The 16,018-nt window shown below is 45.7% G+C and carries 22 protein-coding genes; 20 read left to right on the top strand and 2 right to left on the bottom strand.

Going from position 1 to position 16,018, the window contains the following annotated elements:
• Window positions 1-33: 33 nt before the first annotated feature.
• The 3 genes from DRW07_RS17830 to rlmB all read left to right on the top strand — a co-directional run bounded on the left by DRW07_RS17830 (window position 34) and on the right by rlmB (window position 3,760).
• Entirely contained in the window at window positions 34-651 is a 618-nt protein-coding gene (locus DRW07_RS17830) for a tetratricopeptide repeat protein (RefSeq protein WP_240630740.1), read from the top strand.
• Between the two features lie 77 nt (window positions 652-728).
• Window positions 729-3,023: a ribonuclease R gene (rnr, locus tag DRW07_RS17825; protein ID WP_124029311.1), complete on the top strand. Its 2,295-nt coding sequence runs from the start codon at window positions 729-731 to the stop codon at window positions 3,021-3,023.
• A complete protein-coding gene (gene rlmB, locus DRW07_RS17820; protein ID WP_124029310.1) occupies window positions 3,023-3,760 on the top strand; it encodes a 23S rRNA (guanosine(2251)-2'-O)-methyltransferase RlmB in 738 nt (245 codons plus the stop codon). The genes rnr and rlmB overlap by 1 nt, the downstream gene beginning before the upstream one ends.
• Window positions 3,761-3,766: 6 nt before the next feature.
• Here rlmB and DRW07_RS17815 read toward each other — a convergent pair whose 3' ends face one another.
• A complete protein-coding gene (locus DRW07_RS17815; RefSeq protein WP_240630728.1) occupies window positions 3,767-5,857 on the bottom strand; it encodes a TonB-dependent receptor in 2,091 nt (696 codons plus the stop codon).
• Window positions 5,858-6,195: 338 nt separating this feature from the next.
• On the opposite strand from DRW07_RS17815, the gene rplN reads away from it, so the two are divergent.
• The 17 genes from rplN to rplQ all read left to right on the top strand — a co-directional run bounded on the left by rplN (window position 6,196) and on the right by rplQ (window position 14,692).
• On the top strand, window positions 6,196-6,564 hold the full coding sequence (gene rplN, locus DRW07_RS17810; protein ID WP_124029309.1) for a 50S ribosomal protein L14: 369 nt from the start codon (window positions 6,196-6,198) through the stop codon (window positions 6,562-6,564).
• 12 nt (window positions 6,565-6,576) lie between these two features.
• Entirely contained in the window at window positions 6,577-6,891 is a 315-nt protein-coding gene (gene rplX, locus DRW07_RS17805) for a 50S ribosomal protein L24 (RefSeq protein ID WP_124029308.1), read from the top strand.
• Between the two features lie 14 nt (window positions 6,892-6,905).
• The gene (gene rplE / locus DRW07_RS17800; RefSeq protein WP_124029307.1) at window positions 6,906-7,445 is read left to right on the top strand and encodes a 50S ribosomal protein L5; all 540 of its coding nucleotides are present in this window, start codon (window positions 6,906-6,908) and stop codon (window positions 7,443-7,445) included.
• Window positions 7,446-7,456: 11 nt separating this feature from the next.
• Complete coding sequence (gene rpsN / locus DRW07_RS17795) at window positions 7,457-7,762, top strand: 30S ribosomal protein S14 (protein ID WP_124029306.1); 306 nt, start codon at window positions 7,457-7,459, stop codon at window positions 7,760-7,762.
• Window positions 7,763-7,774: 12 nt separating this feature from the next.
• Window positions 7,775-8,167, top strand: coding sequence for a 30S ribosomal protein S8 (gene rpsH / locus DRW07_RS17790; RefSeq protein WP_124029305.1), 393 nt, complete (start codon window positions 7,775-7,777; stop codon window positions 8,165-8,167).
• Between the two features lie 13 nt (window positions 8,168-8,180).
• The gene (gene rplF, locus DRW07_RS17785; RefSeq protein WP_124029304.1) at window positions 8,181-8,714 is read left to right on the top strand and encodes a 50S ribosomal protein L6; all 534 of its coding nucleotides are present in this window, start codon (window positions 8,181-8,183) and stop codon (window positions 8,712-8,714) included.
• 12 nt (window positions 8,715-8,726) lie between these two features.
• Window positions 8,727-9,080 carry a 50S ribosomal protein L18 gene (rplR, locus tag DRW07_RS17780; protein ID WP_124029303.1) on the top strand — a complete coding sequence of 118 codons (354 nt, stop codon included), beginning with the start codon at window positions 8,727-8,729 and terminating at the stop codon, window positions 9,078-9,080.
• 9 nt (window positions 9,081-9,089) lie between these two features.
• On the top strand, window positions 9,090-9,593 hold the full coding sequence (gene rpsE / locus DRW07_RS17775; protein ID WP_124029302.1) for a 30S ribosomal protein S5: 504 nt from the start codon (window positions 9,090-9,092) through the stop codon (window positions 9,591-9,593).
• A 6-nt stretch (window positions 9,594-9,599) separates the two neighbouring features.
• Window positions 9,600-9,779: a 50S ribosomal protein L30 gene (rpmD, locus tag DRW07_RS17770; RefSeq protein WP_124029301.1), complete on the top strand. Its 180-nt coding sequence runs from the start codon at window positions 9,600-9,602 to the stop codon at window positions 9,777-9,779.
• 4 nt (window positions 9,780-9,783) lie between these two features.
• On the top strand, window positions 9,784-10,218 hold the full coding sequence (rplO, locus tag DRW07_RS17765) for a 50S ribosomal protein L15 (protein WP_124029300.1): 435 nt from the start codon (window positions 9,784-9,786) through the stop codon (window positions 10,216-10,218).
• Between the two features lie 5 nt (window positions 10,219-10,223).
• A complete protein-coding gene (gene secY, locus DRW07_RS17760; protein ID WP_124029299.1) occupies window positions 10,224-11,543 on the top strand; it encodes a preprotein translocase subunit SecY in 1,320 nt (439 codons plus the stop codon).
• A gap of 23 nt (window positions 11,544-11,566) precedes the next feature.
• Complete coding sequence (gene rpmJ / locus DRW07_RS17755) at window positions 11,567-11,683, top strand: 50S ribosomal protein L36 (RefSeq protein ID WP_124029298.1); 117 nt, start codon at window positions 11,567-11,569, stop codon at window positions 11,681-11,683.
• 157 nt (window positions 11,684-11,840) lie between these two features.
• Window positions 11,841-12,197 carry a 30S ribosomal protein S13 gene (gene rpsM / locus DRW07_RS17750; RefSeq protein WP_124029297.1) on the top strand — a complete coding sequence of 119 codons (357 nt, stop codon included), beginning with the start codon at window positions 11,841-11,843 and terminating at the stop codon, window positions 12,195-12,197.
• A 16-nt stretch (window positions 12,198-12,213) separates the two neighbouring features.
• On the top strand, window positions 12,214-12,606 hold the full coding sequence (rpsK, locus tag DRW07_RS17745; RefSeq protein ID WP_013786215.1) for a 30S ribosomal protein S11: 393 nt from the start codon (window positions 12,214-12,216) through the stop codon (window positions 12,604-12,606).
• 24 nt (window positions 12,607-12,630) lie between these two features.
• A complete protein-coding gene (gene rpsD, locus DRW07_RS17740; RefSeq protein ID WP_124029296.1) occupies window positions 12,631-13,251 on the top strand; it encodes a 30S ribosomal protein S4 in 621 nt (206 codons plus the stop codon).
• A 30-nt stretch (window positions 13,252-13,281) separates the two neighbouring features.
• A complete protein-coding gene (locus DRW07_RS17735) occupies window positions 13,282-14,271 on the top strand; it encodes a DNA-directed RNA polymerase subunit alpha (protein ID WP_124029295.1) in 990 nt (329 codons plus the stop codon).
• Between the two features lie 19 nt (window positions 14,272-14,290).
• Window positions 14,291-14,692 carry a 50S ribosomal protein L17 gene (rplQ, locus tag DRW07_RS17730; protein ID WP_124029294.1) on the top strand — a complete coding sequence of 134 codons (402 nt, stop codon included), beginning with the start codon at window positions 14,291-14,293 and terminating at the stop codon, window positions 14,690-14,692.
• Window positions 14,693-14,749: 57 nt separating this feature from the next.
• On the opposite strand, the gene DRW07_RS17725 is transcribed toward rplQ, so the two are convergent.
• A complete protein-coding gene (locus tag DRW07_RS17725) occupies window positions 14,750-15,523 on the bottom strand; it encodes a hypothetical protein (protein WP_165870546.1) in 774 nt (257 codons plus the stop codon).
• Window positions 15,524-16,018: the final 495 nt, after the last annotated feature.

Here is a 16,018-nt window from a genome sequence, read left to right as displayed (position 1 = left end):
CTGATGAAGATGAAACTTAGCATTACCCGATTGATGTCAATAATGATTTTGACGGTGAGTGCACTTTTGTTGCCTCTGAAAGGGTATGCTCAGGAAATCAAAGCCGTGCAGCTGTACTCACAGGATGAACTCATTAAGTTGATCAACACAAATGCGCACTTGGACCGTGTCGTACTAGACCGCTGCCAGCTCAACCAGGACATTGAAGCCCGTGCCGAGGTTCTCAAGGTCCCTGCTTATCAGTTTTTATGGGGAGACATGCTTGCGTGGGGCGTGTGTGTAGATGCCAATCCTGAAAGGGGGGTTAGGTTTATGCGTGACGCTGCTGCACAAGGGCTACCCGCAGCATTGGAACAATTGGGCCGTTATCACGCAAATGGCACACTGGTTCAGGAAGATAAAAAACGCGCGGTTGTTTACTTACGTGAAGCATCGGCTTTGGGCAATTTAAACGCGCAGCTGCAGCTGGCAAAGCTCTTTATTGATGGGCACGGTAGTCCTTATGATTATGAATATGCTTATCACTGGTTGTACAACGCTATTACTGATGACAAAGATGTTCACGCCCAAATTGCTTTGTATTTGCAAAACCTAGAAAAGCTTATGCACCCCAAAGCTGTTCGCGCTGCACGTAGGCCATTAGAGGGTTAACCACAAAACCTTCATGCACGTCAACGATGATAGCTGTTATACTTGCGCACATAATCATCCATCTACTTTAGGTTCGCATGAGCGACGACCCACACTTCGAAAGAGAAAAAGCTAAATATGACAACCCAGTTGCCAGTCGAGAACACTTGCTAGACTTGTTGGCAAAAGAAGGTAAACCGCTGTCTTTTGTCGATATTTGCTTGCTGGCTAATGCCAATGATGAGAACGCAAAAATTGGCATTCAACGCCGCCTACGCGCCATGGAAAGGGAAGGTCAGGTTCAATTTACCAAGCAAAAACGTTACGCCATCGTCAAACAAGAGCAGCTCATCAAAGGTCGTATTCTCGGACACAGAGACGGCTTTGGTTTTTTAAGGCCTGAAGGCGGTGGTGAAGACCTTTTCATCAGTAAAGGGCAAATGCAGTTGTTCATGCATGGTGATATTGTCGAAGCTCGCGAGTCTGGTGTAGACCGAAGAGGACGAAAAGAAGCGTATATCACTCAGGTCATTCAGCCACGCGAGGAGCTAATTGTCGGTCGTTTCTTTACCGAGCAAGGATTTGCAATGGTGGTGCCGGACGATAGTCGCTTGCAGCACGATATCGTTATCCCTCCCGAACATGAAAAGGGAGCACGGCAAGGGCAGGTGGTTGTTGTAGAGTTGACGCAAAGGCCAAGGCGTCGTGTGAGTCCGGTAGGAAGGGTCATAGAAGTGCTTGGGGAGCATATGGCGCCTGGCATGGAAATTCAGATGGCTCTGCGTACCTTTGACATACCGCATAACTGGCCAAAAGCGGTGGGCAAAGAAATGGAGAGTGTGGGTGAGTTTGTGCCGGAAGAAGCCAAAACCGGCAGAATTGACCTGAGACAACTCCCATTAGTGACCATTGATGGCGAAGACGCGAGAGATTTCGACGATGCCGTATTTTGCGAACCGTTAGACAATGGCGGCTGGCAGCTCTGGGTAGCTATAGCGGATGTAAGTTACTACGTGAGACCAGGTAGTGCACTCGATAAAGAAGCCACTGAGCGCGGCAATTCTGTGTATTTTCCAGAGAATGTTATACCCATGCTGCCTGAGGCCCTCTCCAATGGCTTGTGCTCACTAAATCCAGACGTGGACCGCCTGTGTATGGTGTGCGAGATGAGTATATCTGAGCAAGGAAAGATAGAGGATTATCAGTTTTACGAAGCGGTTATGCGGTCACATGCCAGACTCACTTATAATAAGGTGTGGGGTATTTTGCAGGGTGACAAAGATCTCTACCAAAGATACGACCAACATGTACCGCATTTACGCGATCTCTACAGCCTCTTCAAAGTGTTAAAAAAAGTGCGAAGTAACAGAGGTGCTATTGAATTTGAAACTCAAGAAAGTAAGTTTGTGTTCAATGCTCAAAGGAAGATAGACACCATAGTGCCGCTGGTGCGAAATGACGCCCATAAAATCATCGAAGAGTGCATGATCCTTGCGAATGTATGTGCTGCACGTTTCATTGAAGAAAATAAGGCTGACTGCCTTTTCCGGGTGCATGACAAACCAGACCAGGACCGCCTGAATACCCTTACTGCGTATTTAGGCGAAATTGGTATTCCGCACAAAATAAGTGAGGATGCGAGCCCGTTTGATTTCGCGGCAGTTGTCAGTAAAACGAGCAATCGTCCAGACAGTGAACTGATTCAAACTATGCTACTGCGCTCGATGAAACAAGCGATTTATGATGGTGACAACATTGGCCATTTTGGATTGGCTCTCTCTGCCTATACCCACTTTACCTCACCGATTCGTCGCTATCCTGATCTGGTAGTTCATCGAACCATCAAGTCTTTGTTAAAAAAGCAAAAACAAGCGGTAAGTGGATCTAAAGCGTACAACGAAGAAGAGATCTCTCAATTGGGAGAACAGTGCTCTATGACCGAGCGCAGGGCTGATGATGCAACGAGAGATGTGGCTGACTGGCTAAAGTGCGAGTTTATGCTGGATCATGTAGGCGACACCTTTGACGGCGTAGTGGCATCTGTAACAGGCTTCGGGCTTTTTGTCCGTATCGGGGAATATCACATTGACGGTCTGGTGCACATCACCTCGCTGGAGAAAGACTTTTATCAGTATGATGAGGTTCGTCAATGTCTTATTGGTGAAGCAACGGGCCAAATGTTTCGTTTGGGAGATACGGTGTCCGTTCAGGTTGCCTCGGTGAATCTAGATGAAAGAAAGATAGACCTGATCATTGACCCGTCTACGTTGAAGACAAGAAAGGGAAAACGGGTAAAGGTAAGCAGTAAAAAAACGGCACCACCGCGCGCTGGTAAAGCAGGAAAAAGAACTAAAACGTCCAAAAAGCCAACCGCAAAGAAAAGAGGTAAGTAATGGCGCAACAAGAATGGCTTTATGGTTTGCATGCTGTCACCGCTGTGCTGGAAAAAGAACCTGCGCGTATTATGGAGGTCTGGGCGCTAAAAGGGCGTGATGATGAACGTCTTATCAAAGTGATCACCATGTCTCGTCAACATGGCGTAAGTGTGCAGTTTTGTAATAGGTCGACGCTTGATAATAAAGTCAATGGTGAACGTCACCAGGGCGTTGTCGCCAGAGCTAGACCTGCCAGAGTACTGGATGAAAACGATTTAGATGAATTGTTAGAGCAAACAACGACACCCTTGTTTTTGGTGTTAGACGGCATAACCGATCCCCACAATTTGGGGGCGTGTTTGCGAACTGCCGATGCCGCGGGTGTGACCGCGGTGATTGTACCCAAGGATAAGTCGGTATCAATTACGGCGACAGTGAGAAAAGTGGCCTGTGGTGCCGCAGAAGTCATGCCGCTAATTCAAGTGACAAATCTGGCGAGAACATTAAAGCATTTGCAAGATAAGCGTGTTTGGGTAGTAGGGACGGCTGGAGAGGCAGACAAATTATTGTACGATATTTCACTCACAGGGCCGTTGGCATTGGTGATGGGCGCTGAAGGCAAGGGCATGCGTCGTCTTACGCGGGAGACCTGTGATGAGTTGGCGAAGTTGCCGATGGCGGGTGAAGTATCTAGCTTAAATGTGTCAGTGGCAACTGGCGTATGCTTGTATGAGTGCGTACGCCAGCGCCAATAGTAGAGCTTAGAACGACCCTACAACTTTAAGTGTGGCATTAATCGGAGCCGCTACAGTTGCCTGATGGTTTGAGTGTGAATTTGGGAAATACAACTCATCCGTCAGGTTTTCAATGTGTAGCTGCACGCGAAGGTCATCAGAAACACTGTAATAGGCCGCAGCATCTACACGTGTATAGCTGGGTAATACGCGGGTATTGCCATTATCGATAAAGCTTTCGTCCTGATAAGTAACACCCACACCTACACCAAACGTGTCACTAAACTGATACGAGGTCCACAATGAATAGGTTTGCTCCGGTAATTCACGTGGTGTCAGTCCAGTTGGCCCTGAACGGGTAACACGTTCACCGTCCAAATTACTGTAATTTGCATTAACAAACCACTCATCGGTAATGTAGCCAGTGAGCTGCAATTCAAAACCTGATATCTCGGAGTCTATTACATCCAGAGTTTCAGGATCGTTGTCAGATACCTGTGGTGAACTTTGCTCGTTTTCAAAAATGGCAGCAGTGAAACTCATACTGTCAGCAAAATCCCACTTGATGCCAATTTCTTGGTTAGCAAAAGTATTTGGGTCTAAGCTATTGTCGCTTACGTTGGCATATTGCTCGCCGCTTCGGGGAAGAAATGACTCACTATAGCTAGCGTATAGAGAAACGTTTTCTTGAGGCTTGTATATAAGGCCTGCACGAGGCGAAACTTCTTGATCGGAGCGCTGTTGACGAGTAAACGAAGTGGCGTCAAAAGCAACCACCTTAATACTGTCAAAACGTGCACCCAATACGATATCTAGGTGTTCAGACAATTCTATTTCATCCTGAACATACAAAGAGTACACATCAAGATCTACGCGTGTATCGTCATTCAAATCGTCAAAGCGAACGGTAAAAGCCTCGCCCGCACTATTAACACCGGCCATATTACGGATGTTAAGTGGACGCTGCGCGGTAAAGCTCTCTTTATCATTGCCTGTGGTTGAAAATACAGGGTTGAATCTGTCTTGGTCAGAGTCAGTAAGTATGTATTCAGCGCCGAAAATCAGTGTATGACCAATACTGCCCGTATCAAATTCACTGACCACGTTTCCTGAGAGAATAATGCTTTCTCTGACAGTATTGTCAATATACCCGTCGAGGGTCACAATTTGTACTTCTGGGTTGTAATCCGAGGCATAAAAGTTGGCATAAACCTTATCGTAGTCACCGTAAAAGGCACTAAAGTTTCCTTTGGTAGCGTCTGAAAACTGGTGTTGCAGGTTCGCTCTGAAAACATTAGCTTCCAATGTGTGGTAATTGTTATCCGGATCGCCAAAGACAATATCTTCAAAAGCTTCAACTGGTCTACCGTCGGCGCCAGTAGGAATACCCCGATCGATAAAACGCTCATGGTCGATATATTCATAAGATATGTCCAGCACGCTTTTATCGCCTAGTTCAAAGCGGGCAGTAGGATTAAAGCCATAGCGAGTGCCGTCATAAAAATCGCGGTGGTTATCCAACTCATCAATCATAGCGTTAACGCGGACAGCTGAATTATCACCCGTCTCAAAATTGGTATCCACAGTACCACTGTAACCGCCAAAGGTATTTAATGATGCGGTGTAGCCGGTAAACGCTTCACCCACCGACGCTTTTTTGGATACGCGATTCAAGATGCCGCCTGTACCGCCCCGTCCAAACAACAATGCATTAGGCCCGCGTAAAATTTCAACCTGCTCAATGTTGTACAGCGCGCGATAATATTGCACGTCATCACGGTTACCATCAATGTAAAAGTCGGCGGTAGAGCGTACACCTCGGAAAACCACTGCGTCACGATGTCCTTCACCCTGAGAGGTATTAACGCCAGGTGTGTAATCGATTATTTGGCCGATAGTAGTGATACCGCGTTGTGTCATTTCTTCAGCGGTAAGTATGGTGAGGCTCTGCGGTACATCAATAATCGGTGTAGGTGTTTTCACCGAGTTAGACTCGCTCACTGAAAGATACTGTCCAGTCACAGTAATCTTTTCAACTTCCTTCATATATTCTGCGTTTGCTGAATGGGTTATCAAAAGCGCAGCAGCGATGCTAGTCAGCTTAAATTTCACGTCCATTATCTCCAAATGAGTGGGTGCTTGTAGTGTAGTGATTGCGCAGGCGCCTTCTAGGTGAGGTTTGACTGCGGTATCAAAGTGCGCACATATTAATGGTAATAAGAATGGTTATCAATAGCATGTGCAATAAAACTTGTTCCCTATCTTAATTTCCACTCGCTATCGGAAGAGCAGACATTGCCTAAAATTAATTCAATTTTGAGGTATCGCTTCTAAATCTTTTCTGTTATCATTTCGCGCCCTTTTTATGGGGGTATGGCTAAGAATTAAGCGGAAACGCTTATTTTTAGAGCTTTAAGGGCCTGTTGTAGGCCGTAATTTAACAGCGGAGCACTCACATGATCCAAATGCAAACTAACCTGGATGTTGCCGACAACAGCGGCGCTCGCAGGGTTCAGTGTATTAAGGTTCTAGGTGGCTCGCATCGCCGTTATGCACATATCGGTGACATCATCAAAGTTACCGTCAAGGAAGCAATTCCTCGCGGTAAAGTTAAAAAAGGTGACGTACTGAATGCAGTGGTGGTGCGTACTAGGAAAGGCGTTCGTCGCGCAGATGGTTCAACCATTCGTTTCGATAACAACGCAGCTGTTTTGCTTAACGCAAACAAGCAACCTATTGGCACGCGTATCTTTGGCCCGGTCACTCGCGAGCTTCGTGGAGATAACTTCATGAAGATCATCTCGTTGGCCCCAGAGGTACTATAAGGAGTCACGATAATGGCTAGAAAAATTCGTCGTGATGATGAAGTAGTCGTATTAGCGGGTAAAGACAAAGGCAAGCAAGGCAAAGTTTTGCGTGTACTTACGTCTGAAGACCGTGTAGTGGTAGAAGGCATCAATATCATCAAGAAGCACACCAAACCTAACCCTCAGTTGGGCGAAGCAGGTGGCATTATTGAGAAAGAAGCATCTATCCACGTTTCAAATGTCGCTTTGGTAAACCCGGCTACGGGCAAAGCTGACCGTGTTGGTTTCCGTGTTGAAGACGGCAAGAAAGTGCGTGTCTTCAAATCAAACGGTGAACTGGTTTAAATTAGGAGAGTACGATGGCGAAACTGCATGATTTCTATAAAGAAACAGTAGTAGCTGAACTTGCGAAGCAGTTCGGATACAAAAGCGTCATGCAAGTCCCTCGGATAGAGAAAATCACTCTAAACATGGGTTTAGGTGAAGCAGTAGCTGACAAAAAAGTGCTGGAAGCAGCACAATCAGACATGGCGGCGATCGCCGGTCAAAAACCAGTTGTCACTGTTGCCAGAAAATCTGTTGCGGGTTTTAAAATCCGTGAAGGTTATCCGATTGGCTGTAAAGTAACCCTACGTGGTGAACGCATGTGGGAATTCCTTGAGCGTTTAATCTCAATTGCAATTCCTCGTATCCGTGACTTCCGTGGTCTGAATGCAAAGTCGTTTGACGGCCGTGGAAATTACAGCATGGGTGTACGTGAGCAAATCATCTTCCCTGAAATCGATTTCGATAAAGTGGATAAGGTTCGCGGTATGGATATTACTATCACTACCAGTGCGAATTCTGATGACGAAGCACGTGCGTTGTTGACTGCGTTCAACTTCCCGTTCAAAAAGTAAGGTGTAGGGTTATGGCAAAAGAATCAATGAAAGCGCGCGAAGTGAAACGTACTAAGCTTGTAGCTAAGTACGCAGAAAAACGCGCAGCACTTAAAGCGATTATCAGCGATGTCAACGCCTCTGAAGAAGAGCGTTGGGATGCTGTACTCAAGCTACAACAACTACCACGTGATTCTTCCAAGTCACGCCAGCAAAACCGCTGCCGTGTTACTGGTCGTCCACATGGTTACCTACGCAAATTTGGCCTAAGCCGTATCAAGTTGCGCGAAGCAGCGATGCGCGGTGAAGTCCCTGGCTTGAAAAAAGCCAGCTGGTAAGGAGTAGCAGATATGAGTATGCAAGATCCTATCGCGGATATGTTTACCCGCATCCGTAACGGCCAGATGGCACAGAAAGTATCGGTAGCGATGCCTTCTTCCAAATTGCGTATTGCGATTGCCGGCGTTCTTAAGGACGAAGGTTATATCAGCGATTTCGCAGTGTCTGGTGACGTTAAGCCTTCTTTAGAAGTGACGTTAAAGTACTTCGAAGGCAAAAAAGTAATCGATACTATCGAGCGTGTTAGCCGTCCTGGTCTGCGCATCTATAAGAAAAAAGATGAGCTTCCAAAAGTACTAGGCGGACTTGGCATTGCTATCGTTTCCACGTCTAAAGGTGTGATGACTGACCGTGCTGCGCGTAAAGCAGGCATGGGCGGTGAGATCATCGGTTATGTAGCATAACGGAGGATTAGACATGTCACGAGTAGCAAAAGCCCCAGTTTCTTTAGCATCAGGTGTTGAAATTTCTATCAACGGCCAAGATGTTACAGTTAAGGGTAAAAACGGCACGTTAAGCCGAGCTTTCAATCCTGCGGTTGAAGTAGTACAAGAAGACGCACAAATCAAAGTAGCACCTCGTGAAGGTTTTGCTGATGGTTGGGCACAAGCTGGTACTGCACGCGCATTGTTGAACGCAATGGTTATCGGTGTATCAGAAGGTTTTGAAAAGAAGCTTCAACTGAATGGTGTTGGTTATCGTGCACAAGCACAAGGTAAGAAACTTAATCTTACTCTTGGCTTCTCGCACCCTGTAGTGGTTGAAATGCCAGAAGGCATCACTGTAGAAACGCCAAGCCAAACTGAAATCGTCGTTAAAGGCGCCGATAAGCAGGCAGTTGGTCAAATCGCGGCAAACATTCGCGCATGGCGTCCACCAGAGCCTTATAAAGGTAAGGGTGTACGTTACGCTGACGAACAAGTTCGTCGTAAAGAAGCTAAGAAAAAGTAGGTGGGTGATACGATGGATAAGAAATCAGCTCGTATTCGTCGCGCAACGCGCGCACGTAAAAAAATTGCCGAACTTGAAGCGCATCGCCTGGTTGTAAACCGTACACCTCGCCACATTTATGCTCAGCTAATCGCACCTAGCGGTTCTGAAGTATTGGCAGCAGCGTCTACTGTTGAAGCAGATATCAAGAAAGATCTGAAAGCAACAGGTAATGCAGAAGCGGCCGCTATTGTGGGTAAAGCAATTGCAGAGCGTGCGATTGAGAAAGGCATTAAAGAAGTGGCTTTCGATCGCAGCGGTTTTAAATACCACGGTCGCGTAAAAGCATTAGCTGATGCAGCTCGCGAAGCTGGCCTTCAGTTCTAGGAGTAGATCATGGCTAAACAAGAAGTTCAACAACAAGGTGACTTGTTAGAAAAGCTAATCGCTGTAAACCGTGTATCGAAAGTAGTTAAAGGTGGACGTATCTTCAGCTTTACTGCATTAACGGTTGTAGGTGATGGCAGTGGTCGTGTCGGTTTTGGTTATGGTAAAGCACGTGAAGTGCCTGCTGCTATCCAAAAAGCGATGGAAAAAGCGCGTCGCAACATGGTTGACGTTGACTTAAACGGTCACACGCTACAGCACCCAATCAAAGGTCGTCATTCTGGCTCAAAAGTATATATGCAGCCTGCATCTGAAGGTACTGGTATTATTGCCGGTGGTGCGATGCGTGCAGTACTTGAAGTCGCTGGCGTACAAAACGTACTTTCAAAATGCTACGGCTCAACAAACCCAATCAACGTTGTACGTGCAACTATCGATGCACTTACTGCGATGAACTCTCCAGCACAAGTTGCTGCGAAGCGTGGTTTGCCTGTAGATGAAATTTTGGGGTAAGCAGACATGGCAACTATTAAAGTCAAACAAACTAAAAGTGCGATTGGCCGTTTACCAAAGCACAAAGCCACACTAACTGGCTTGGGTCTTGGTAAAATTGGTCGTGTCCGTGAATTAGAAGATACCCCAGCCGTTCGCGGCATGATCAACCGTGTTAATTACATGGTTGAGATTGTAGAGGAGTAAGAAGATGCGTTTAAACACGATTGCTCCTGCACCGGGAGCGAAAAATTCTGGTAAGCGTCTTGGCCGTGGTATCGGTTCAGGTCTTGGAAAAACCGGTGGTCGTGGCCATAAAGGTCAAAAGAGCCGTTCTGGTGGATCTGTGAAGCCTGGATTCGAAGGTGGTCAGATGCCAATTCAGCGCCGTCTGCCAAAATTTGGTTTTACTTCGCGTAAGAGCTTTGTGACTGATGAAGTGACATTGACAGAAATCGCGAAAGTAAACGGTGATACTGTTTCTCTTGAAACCTTAAAAGCAGCAAATCTTGTTAAGAAAGACGTGTTGTTTGTAAAAGTAATCAAGAGTGGCGAAGTATCACGTGCAGTGACGGTTAGCGGGTTGAAGGTAACTAAAGGCGCGCGTGAAGCGATTGAAGCTGCCGGCGGTAAAGTAGAGGAATAAGCTAGATGGCTAAACCAGGATTGGATTCGGGCGCTAAAGGCGGCTTGGGTGAGCTTAAATCAAGATTGTTGTTCGTACTGGGTGCGATTATCGTATTTCGCCTAGGCTCTTATGTGCCTATCCCAGGAATCGATCCAGTCGTCTTGTCTGAGCTGTTCGAGCAGCAAAAAGGCACCATTGTAGAAATGTTTAACATGTTCTCAGGTGGTGCACTTGAGCGAGCGTCAGTTCTGGCTTTAGGGATTATGCCTTACATCACTGCGTCCATCATAATGCAGCTATTGTCGGTGGTACATCCACCGATGATGGAGCTTAAGAAGGAAGGTGAAGCGGGTCGTCGCAAAATTAGCCAGTACACGCGTTATTTAACGCTTGTTTTGGCGACATTCCAATCTATTGGGATTGCGACAGGCCTACCGAACTTAATAAACGGTTTGGTGCTTAATCCTGGCTTTGGATTTTATTTTACAGCGGTAGTCAGCTTAGTCACGGGAACTATGTTCTTAATGTGGTTAGGTGAGCAAATTACGGAAAGAGGCATCGGAAACGGTATTTCTATCCTTATCTTTGCAGGTATTGTAGCCGGGCTGCCAACAGCGCTCGGCCAAACAGCTGAGCAAGCACGACAGGGTGAAATCAACTTGTTGTTCTTGTTTATGATTGGTGCAATCGTCATTGCTCTAACGTATTTGGTGGTATTTGTTGAACGTGCTCAGCGTCGCATCGTTGTGAACTATGCGAAGCGTCAGCAAGGCCGTAAGGTGTTTGCTGCGCAGAGCTCTCACTTACCACTGAAGGTCAATATGGCGGGCGTTATTCCACCAATTTTTGCTTCGAGTATTATTCTGTTTCCAGGTACAATAGCTGGCTGGTTTGGACAGAATGAATCGACTGCATGGTTGCAGGACGTAGCGTTATTGCTTTCTCCTGGCCAACCTTTGTATGTGATGTTGTATGCTACGGCAATTATCTTTTTCTGTTTCTTCTATACTGCGTTGGTATTTAACCCACGTGATACAGCAGATAACCTGAAGAAGTCCGGTGCATTTATTCCTGGGATTCGCCCTGGGGAGCAGACCTCTCGCTACATTGATAAAGTAATGACTCGCCTTACCTTGGCTGGCGCGCTTTATATAACCTTTGTATGTTTAGTGCCTGAGTTTATGTTGATTGCTTGGAATGTGCCGTTCTACTTCGGTGGTACGTCTCTTCTGATTATTGTAGTGGTCATCATGGATTTCATGGCGCAGGTGCAGACCCATTTGATGTCGAGTCAATATGAGTCTGTTCTGAAGAAAGCGAATCTTAAAGGCTACGGCCGCTAAGATTGGCAAATAGGAGTGATGTTATGAAAGTTCGTGCATCAGTTAAAAAGATTTGCCGTAGCTGTAAAGTTATTAAGCGCAACGGTGTTGTGCGTGTAATTTGCAGCTCAGACCCTAAGCATAAGCAAAGGCAAGGCTAATCTTATAAAGTGGTAACTGCTTTGTTGATACCGGTACCGCATACTTGGTACCGGTATTGTCGTAACAAACAATTACCTTTATTTGCAATTTTGTTGATGGATAAGTATCCTAACGGGCTTTTTAGGCTGTCAACATATAATTAGAGGAGTGCTGTTAATGGCCCGTATCGCTGGCATTAACATCCCTGAACACAAGCACACCGTGATCGCTATTCAATCGATCTTCGGTATCGGCGCTACTCGTGCGAAAAGCATCTGTGCCGCAGCTGGTGTTGCAGAATCAACCAAGATTAAAGATCTTGACGAAGCGACGATTGATAAGCTTCGTGACGAAGTAGCCAAGTTCACTGTTGAAGGTGACTTGCGCCGTGAAGTTTCAATGAGCATCAAACGTTTGATGGACCTGGGTTGCTTCCGTGGTATACGCCACCGTCGTAGCTTGCCTCTACGTGGTCAGCGCACTAAGACTAATGCGCGTACCCGTAAAGGTCCTCGTAAGCCAATTAAGAAGTAAGCGGGGAGAATAAGTTATGGCAAAAGCACCAGCTCGTAGCACGCGTAAGCGCGCTAAACGTCAGGTTGCAGACGGTATGGCTCATATCCATGCCTCTTTCAACAACACTATTGTGACTATCACAGACCGTCAAGGCAATGCGTTAGCATGGGCGACATCTGGTGGTTCAGGTTTCCGTGGTTCGCGTAAATCAACACCATTTGCTGCACAGGTTGCTGCTGAGCGTGCAGGCGTAGCCGCACAAGAGTACGGTCTGAAAAACCTAGAAGTGTTCGTTAAAGGTCCCGGTCCAGGTCGTGAATCGGCTATCCGTGCTCTTAACGCTACTGGTTACAAGATCACAAACATTACCGATGTGACGCCTATTCCTCACAACGGTTGTCGTCCACCGAAAAAACGTCGCGTTTAATCGACGGACTGTTGGAGAAAGATCATGGCAAGATATTTGGGTCCAAAACTCAAACTTAGCCGTCGTGAAGGAACTGATTTGTTCCTTAAGAGCGGCGTTCGCGCAATCGATTCAAAATGTAAAATTGAAACTGCGCCTGGTCAACATGGAGCCCGTCGTGGCCGTTTGTCTGACTACGGTGTTCAGTTGCGTGAAAAGCAAAAAGTACGTCGTATGTATGGCGTATTGGAAAAGCAATTCCGTAACTACTATAAAGAAGCGGCTCGCCTTAAAGGCAATACAGGTGAAAACTTGTTGCAATTGCTTGAGCAGCGTCTAGATAACGTAGTTTATCGTATGGGATTTGCTAGTACACGTGCGGAAGCGCGCCAGCTAGTAAGCCACAAAGCTATTATGGTAAATGGTCAAGTGGTTAACATTCCATCATTTAATGTTACTGCCGAAGACGTGGTTTCTGTCCGTGAAAAAGCTAAAAAGCAAGCGCGTATTGTTGCTGCTTTGGAACTAGCTGACCAGCGTGAGAAGCCAACCTGGATTGAAGTAGACAGCAACAAAATGGAAGGCACATTCAAGCGTGTTCCTGAGAGAACTGACTTGTCTGCCGAAATTAACGAACAGTTGATCGTCGAACTTTACTCCAAGTAATTGAGAGTAATAGTTAACTAAAGAGGAAGCATTGTGGGTTCTGTGACTGAATTCCTAAAACCGAGATTGGTTGAAATCGAAAACGTTTCTCCTACTCGTGCAAAAGTAACCCTTGAGCCACTAGAACGCGGCTTTGGTCATACATTGGGTAATGCCCTACGTCGTATCTTACTTTCGTCTATGCCTGGATGTGCAGTGACTGAAGTAGAGATTGATGGCGTATTGCACGAATACAGCACTAAAGAAGGTGTGCAAGAAGACGTAATCGATATCCTACTAAATCTAAAAGGTTTGGCCGTTAAGCTTGAAGGCAAAAACGAGACTACCTTAACACTGGTTAAATCAGGCGCGGGTCCGGTTACTGCTGGTGATATTCAACATGATGGTGATGTTGAAATTGTAAACCCCGACCATGTTATTTGTACTTTGACCGGCGAAGCTGAGCTCAGCATGCGCATTAAAGTAGAAATGGGTCGTGGTTACGTACCAGCTGCGACGCGCCGTTCCTCTGAAGAAGATGATCGACCCATTGGTCGTTTACTGGTTGATGCTTCATACAGCCCAGTTGAACGTATTGCTTATTCTGTTGAGTCTGCGCGTGTTGAACAACGTACAGATTTAGACAAATTGATCATAGATATGGAAACTAACGGCACCTTGGATCCTGAAGAGGCCATTCGTCGTTCTGCCACTATCTTGGCTGAGCAACTAGACGCATTCGTTGAATTGCGTGATATCTCAGTACCTGAACAGAAAGAAGAGAAGCCGGAGTTCGATCCAATTCTACTTCGTCCTGTTGATGATCTTGAGCTTACGGTACGTTCTGCCAACTGTTTGAAAGCGGAAGCTATCCAGTACATTGGTGATTTGGTTCAGCGCACTGAGGTTGAGTTGTTAAAGACACCTAACCTTGGTAAGAAGTCGCTGACAGAAATTAAAGACGTGCTTGCTTCACGTGGTCTATCACTAGGCATGCGCCTAGAAAACTGGCCACCTGAAAGCATCGCTGACAGAGATTAATCTTTAGAAGGATAAGACTATGCGCCATCGTAAGAGTGGTCGTCAGTTGAATCGCAACAGCAGTCACCGTACCGCTATGTTTAAAAACATGGCTGGTTCTTTGGTAAAGCATGAAGTGATCAAAACTACGCTACCTAAAGCAAAAGAATTACGTCGCGTAATTGAGCCTCTTATCACACTGGCTAAAAAAGATAGCGTAGCTAACCGTCGTTTAGCTATGGCTCGTACAGGTGATAAAGAAGTAGTAGGTAAATTGTTCAACGAACTTGGTCCGCGTTATGAAACTCGCCCAGGTGGTTATATTCGCATTTTGAAATGCGGATTCCGCACAGGTGACAACGCGCCTATGGCATTTGTTGAATTAGTTGACCGCCCTGTTGTTGAAGATGTCGAAGAGACGGAAGAAGCAACAGAAGAGTAAGCAAAAGCTTATAATAAAAAACCCGGCAAAAGCCGGGTTTTTTTGTTGTTGAAACTGTTAATTATTTTTATGAACTAAAGCCTTGGCGATTTGTTCGTCAGTCGCGCCAGCCTGCAAAGCAAACTGCGTCAAATCAGCTTCAGTTACCCCGGCATTTTGTGCCGCTTCTATAATACGCTCTATTTGATTATTGTGAACGAGTGATTCTCTGACCGCCGTCGTAACAACATCTTCGGCTTCGTTTGGAAAAATGGCTAAAAGTGCATCTACCATGTATTCTCCAACAAAGGGCACACTTTTCATGGCCGTAGATAAAATATCTACCATTTTATTGGGGTGTTCACGTGCTAATGTCTGCACGATCCGATCTGCCGAATCGGGTTCGGTTATTACTGCTACACGAACGATTTCATCGAGCTCTTCAGGGGTAGACTCGGCTGCCGCATGAACGACAAAGTCAACATAACTTGGCTCTGCCTTTATGGCCAGTTCTACGATACTTGGACAAGAGCTGACATTTTTGTTTATGGCAATTTGTACAATCTCTTTCGTCGCCTGAGGCTGTGCTGATATAGCTGCAAATATAATTTCTCTGTATTTTGCCGGATAAATGTCTAACGCAATATCTACAAAGATGACGGTTTCTTGGGGATAGTGGCTGGCTATAGATCTTATGGCGCGACCAACAGACATGGTTTGATCAACCTGCCTCTCAAGGAAAGCTTGTTTCTTTTCGAAATCTTCGGCTTTTACTGAATTGGAATCAGCATGGCAAAGTGCTGAAAACAAAAGGCTGCTGCAAAAAACCGTTAAAGCAAACTTCTTACGCATACTTACACTCTATTGTTGTAATAAAACGATAAGACTTTATTCCTTTATCAAAAATGACGAATCCTTTTTATTATCCCAACTAGACTACATTAATTACAAAATAGTTCAAAATGTTAATAAATATTTAATGGATGGGTGTTTTGTAACCATTTGAAACATTCTCATCAAAAATAACCTTAAAAGAGGTTGACCCCAGCCAAAAAGAAACTACAATGCGCGTCCGCTTCGAGGGGTAATTAAGAACGCTTAGAAGGGTAGCAACACCGCAGTGACATAAAGTTGAAATAAACTGTTGACACTGACGACGAAACGCGTAGAATGCGCGTCCCGCTTGGGGAGGAAAGCTCACCAGGCTGTTATGCAAAGCATAACATTTGTTCTTTAAAAATTAGATACAAGACAATCTGTGTGGGCACTCGTTAAGAGTGTCACAACGACAATTTATTTAGCTTTACTTTATTAATTTAAAGTCAAGTATTTCGATTTTAATTGAAG

It is taken from the genome of Paralteromonas sediminis, from assembly GCF_003820355.1.
GTDB classification, from domain to species: domain Bacteria; phylum Pseudomonadota; class Gammaproteobacteria; order Enterobacterales; family Alteromonadaceae; genus Alteromonas_F; species Alteromonas_F sediminis.
The sequence above is the reverse complement of the archived record's forward strand: the minus strand, read 5'-3'. Positions and strand labels throughout refer to the sequence as shown.